5 protein-coding genes are annotated in these 3,583 nt (G+C 72.2%); 3 read left to right on the forward strand and 2 right to left on the reverse strand.

Translation table 11 applies throughout. The features are described 5' to 3' along the window. Nucleotides 1-584: MFS transporter (locus H5J30_RS22230; RefSeq protein ID WP_181789150.1), on the forward strand; the 584-nt coding region annotated here is incomplete at its 5' end. A 21-nt stretch (nt 585-605) separates the two neighbouring features. After that, the gene (locus tag H5J30_RS22235) at nt 606-1,112 is read left to right on the forward strand and encodes a MarR family winged helix-turn-helix transcriptional regulator (RefSeq protein ID WP_181789151.1); all 507 of its coding nucleotides are present in this window, start codon (nt 606-608) and stop codon (nt 1,110-1,112) included. A 37-nt stretch (nt 1,113-1,149) separates the two neighbouring features. On the opposite strand, the gene H5J30_RS22240 is transcribed toward H5J30_RS22235, so the two are convergent. Continuing rightward, the gene (locus tag H5J30_RS22240; RefSeq protein ID WP_181789152.1) at nt 1,150-1,515 is read right to left on the reverse strand and encodes a DUF3817 domain-containing protein; all 366 of its coding nucleotides are present in this window, start codon (nt 1,513-1,515) and stop codon (nt 1,150-1,152) included. Nucleotides 1,516-1,664: 149 nt separating this feature from the next. Between H5J30_RS22240 and icmA the strand changes: the two genes are divergently transcribed. Continuing rightward, nucleotides 1,665-3,365, forward strand: a complete 1,701-nt coding sequence (gene icmA / locus H5J30_RS22245) for a coenzyme B12-dependent isobutyryl-CoA mutase large subunit (RefSeq protein WP_181789153.1) — start codon at nt 1,665-1,667, stop codon at nt 3,363-3,365. 25 nt (nt 3,366-3,390) lie between these two features. Here icmA and H5J30_RS22250 read toward each other — a convergent pair. Next, nucleotides 3,391-3,583: zinc-binding dehydrogenase (locus H5J30_RS22250; protein ID WP_181789154.1), on the reverse strand; the 193-nt coding region annotated here is incomplete at its 5' end.

Raw genomic sequence — 3,583 nt, forward strand, 5'->3', positions numbered from 1 at the left:
CCTTCCTGCGGGACCGCCGCATCCGCGCGCTGCTGCTGCTCACCTGGATCCCGCCGACCTTCGTCGTCGCCCCCGAGGCGCTGGCCGCCGCGTACGCCGACGACCTCGGCATCGGCGCCGTCGGGCTCGGCCTGCTCATGACCGGCATGCCGATCGGCGCGGTCACCAGCGAGATCCTCGCCGGCTCGCTGCTCGGCCCGCGCGGCCGGGAGCGGATCGTCTTCCCGGTGGCGGTGCTGTGCACGGTCCCCGCGATCGGCTTCGTGACGCACCCGTCCTTCGGCTGGGCGCTGCCGCTGCTCGTGCTCACCGGCTTCGGCATCTCGTACTCGCTCGGCCTCGACCAGTGGTTCGTCGCCGCCGTGCCGGAGGAGATGCGCGGCCGGGCGATGACGCTGCAGACCGCGGGGCTGATGACGCTGCAGGGGGTGGGCATGGCGGTGGCGGGTGCGGTCGCGGAGTTCGTACCGGTGCACGTGGCCGTCGCCTCGGTCGGCGTCACGGGCTCGGTGTGCTCGCTGCTGGTGTGCCTGGAAGTGCGCAGGACCCGACCGAAGAGTGAGACCGGGCTGACCGCGAAATGACCGGGGGGTAGGGTCGGCGACGTGCCGAAGCCGCTGAGCCTGTCGTTCGACCCCATCGCGCGCGCCGACGAACTGTGGCGCCAGCGCTGGGGAGCCGTGCCCGCCATGGGGGCCATCACCTCGGTCATGCGCGCCCACCAGATCCTGCTGGCGCAGGTCGACGCCGTCGTCAAGCCGTACGGCCTGACCTTCGCGCGCTACGAGGCGCTGGTGCTGCTCACCTTCTCCAAGGCCGGCGAGCTGGCGATGTCGAAGATCGGCGAGCGGCTGATGGTGCACCCGACGTCGGTGACCAACACGGTCGACCGGCTGGTCAGGTCCGGCTACGTGGCCAAGCGGCCCAACCCCAACGACGGCCGCGGCACGCTCGCGTCGATCACGGACCGGGGCCGCGAGATCGTCGAGCAGGCGACCCGCGACCTGATGGCGATGGACTTCGGGCTCAGCGCGTACGACGAGGAGCAGTGCGCGGAGATCTTCGCCATGCTGCGCCCGCTGCGGATAGCCGCGGGCGACTTCGAGCAGTAGGCGGCAGTCGGCGCGGCGGCCCGCGAGGGCCGTTCGCCTACGCCTCCGCCTCCGCCTCGGCCTCCGCCTTCGCCGCGGCGGGCTCGCCCCCGCGGGCGATCAGCGGCGCGACCTCCCGGGTGAGCTTCCGCTCGACGAAGAACGCCGCCGTCGGCACCGTCCCCGCGAGCAGCACCCAGACCTGCTTGGCGATCGGGAACTTCGCCTTGGACCCCAGGTCGAACGCGCACACCAGGTAGACGATGTACAGCCAGCCGTGGGCGATGCTCACGGCCTTCGTGAAGCCGTCCGCGCCGGAGAGATCCAGGGCGTACTTGCCGATCATGCCGAGGGACAGCAGGACGAGGAGCACGCCGGTCACGTACGCCATCGTGCGGTAGCGGGTGAGGACGCTCTTCTTCATGGCACCGAGCCTAGACCCCGCGCTCGACACGCCGTGACCACCCCCACTCCCGGCCCGCGTATGCCGCGCCCGGGGCGGGGGCATGCAACACTTACTAGGACGTCCTATTAAATGCGCCGCGCGATCCGCGCGCAGAGAGGCGGTACGGCATGGATGCTGCGGCCATGGAGGAGGGCCGGCGCCGCTGGCAGGCGCGTTACGACGCGGCCCGCAAGCGCGCGGCGGACTTCACCACGCTCTCCGGCGACGAGGTCGAGCCGGCCTACGGCCCGCGCCCCGGGGACGTCTACGACGGCTTCGAGCGCATCGGCTGGCCCGGCGAGTTCCCGTACACCCGCGGCCTGTACGCCACCGGCTACCGCGGCCGGACGTGGACGATCCGCCAGTTCGCCGGCTTCGGCAACGCCGAGCAGACCAACGAGCGCTACAAGCTCATCCTCGGCGCCGGCGGCGGCGGCCTGTCCGTCGCGTTCGACATGCCCACCCTCATGGGCCGCGACTCCGACGACGCGCACGCGCTGGGCGAGGTCGGGCACTGCGGCGTGGCCATCGACTCCGCCGCCGACATGGAGGTGCTGTTCCGGGACATCCCGCTGGGCGACATCACCACCTCGATGACGATCAGCGGCCCGGCCGTCCCCGTCTTCTGCATGTACCTGGTCGCCGCCGAGCGCCAGGGCGTCGACCCCGGCGTGCTCAACGGCACGCTCCAGACGGACATCTTCAAGGAGTACATCGCGCAGAAGGAGTGGCTCTTCACACCCGAGCCGCACCTGCGCCTCATCGGCGACCTGATGGAGTACTGCGCCGAGCGCATCCCGGCGTACAAGCCGCTGTCCGTCTCCGGCTACCACATCCGCGAGGCCGGCTCGACGGCCGCGCAGGAGCTGGCGTACACCCTCGCCGACGGCTTCGGCTACGTGGAGCTGGGCCTGTCCCGCGGCCTCGACGTCGACGCCTTCGCGCCCGGCCTGTCCTTCTTCTTCGACGCCCACGTCGACTTCTTCGAGGAGATCGCCAAGTTCCGCGCCGCGCGCCGCATCTGGGCCCGCTGGCTGCGCGACGTGTACGGGGCGCGCACCGAGAAGGCGCAGTGGCTGCGCTTCCACACCCAGACCGCGGGCGTCTCGCTGACCGCCCAGCAGCCGTACAACAACGTGGTGCGCACGGCCGTCGAGGCGCTGGCCGCGGTCCTCGGCGGCACCAACTCGCTGCACACCAACGCCCTGGACGAGACCCTGGCGCTGCCCAGCGAGCGGGCCGCGGAGATCGCGCTGCGCACCCAGCAGGTGCTGATGGAGGAGACCGGCGTCGCGAACGTCGCCGACCCCCTCGGCGGCTCCTGGTACGTCGAGCAGCTCACCGACCGGATCGAGGCCGACGCGGAGAAGATCTTCGACCGGATCCGCGAGCGCGGCCGGCGCGCCCACCCCGACGGGCAGCACCCGATCGGGCCGATCACGTCCGGGATCCTGCGCGGCATCGAGGACGGCTGGTTCACCGGCGAGATCGCCGAGTCGGCCTTCCGCTACCAGCGGTCGCTGGAGAAGGGCGAGAAGAAGATCGTCGGCGTCAACTGCCACACCGGCTCCGTCACCGGCGACCTGGAGATCCTGCGGGTCAGCCACGAGGTGGAGCGCGAGCAGGTGCGCGCGCTGGCCGCCCGCAAGGGCGCCCGCGACGACGCGCGGGTGCGCGCCGCGCTGGCGGCGATGCTCACGGCGGCCCGGGACGGCGGCAACATGATCGAGCCGATGCTCGCGGCGGTACGGGCCGAGGCCACGCTCGGCGAGATCTGCGACGCGCTGCGCGACGAGTGGGGCGTCTACACCGAACCGGCGTCCTTCTGACCCGTACGCGCGCGGGGGAGCGGGGTCACACGACGAGGACGGACTTGCCGCGCGTGTGGCCCTTCTCCCAGTCCCGGACCGCCTCGGCGGCCTCGGCCAGGGGGTACCTCCGGCCGACGACCGGCCTGAGCGCGCCGGATGCCAGCAGGCCGCGCACCTCCTCGACGTCCTGCGGCCGGGGGCGTACGTAGGGCGCCCGCACCTTCCGGGCGGAGAAC

The organism is Streptomyces phytophilus, from assembly GCF_013870535.1.
Classification (GTDB): Bacteria; Actinomycetota; Actinomycetes; order Streptomycetales; family Streptomycetaceae; genus Streptomyces; species Streptomyces phytophilus.

Excerpts from the sequence above, each read along its gene's own strand:
- H5J30_RS22240 (WP_181789152.1), bottom strand. The coding sequence starts at position 1,515 with ATGAAGAAGAGCGTCCTCACCCGCTACCGCACGATGGCGTACGTGACC.
- icmA (WP_181789153.1), top strand. The coding sequence starts at position 1,665 with ATGGATGCTGCGGCCATGGAGGAGGGCCGGCGCCGCTGGCAGGCGCGT.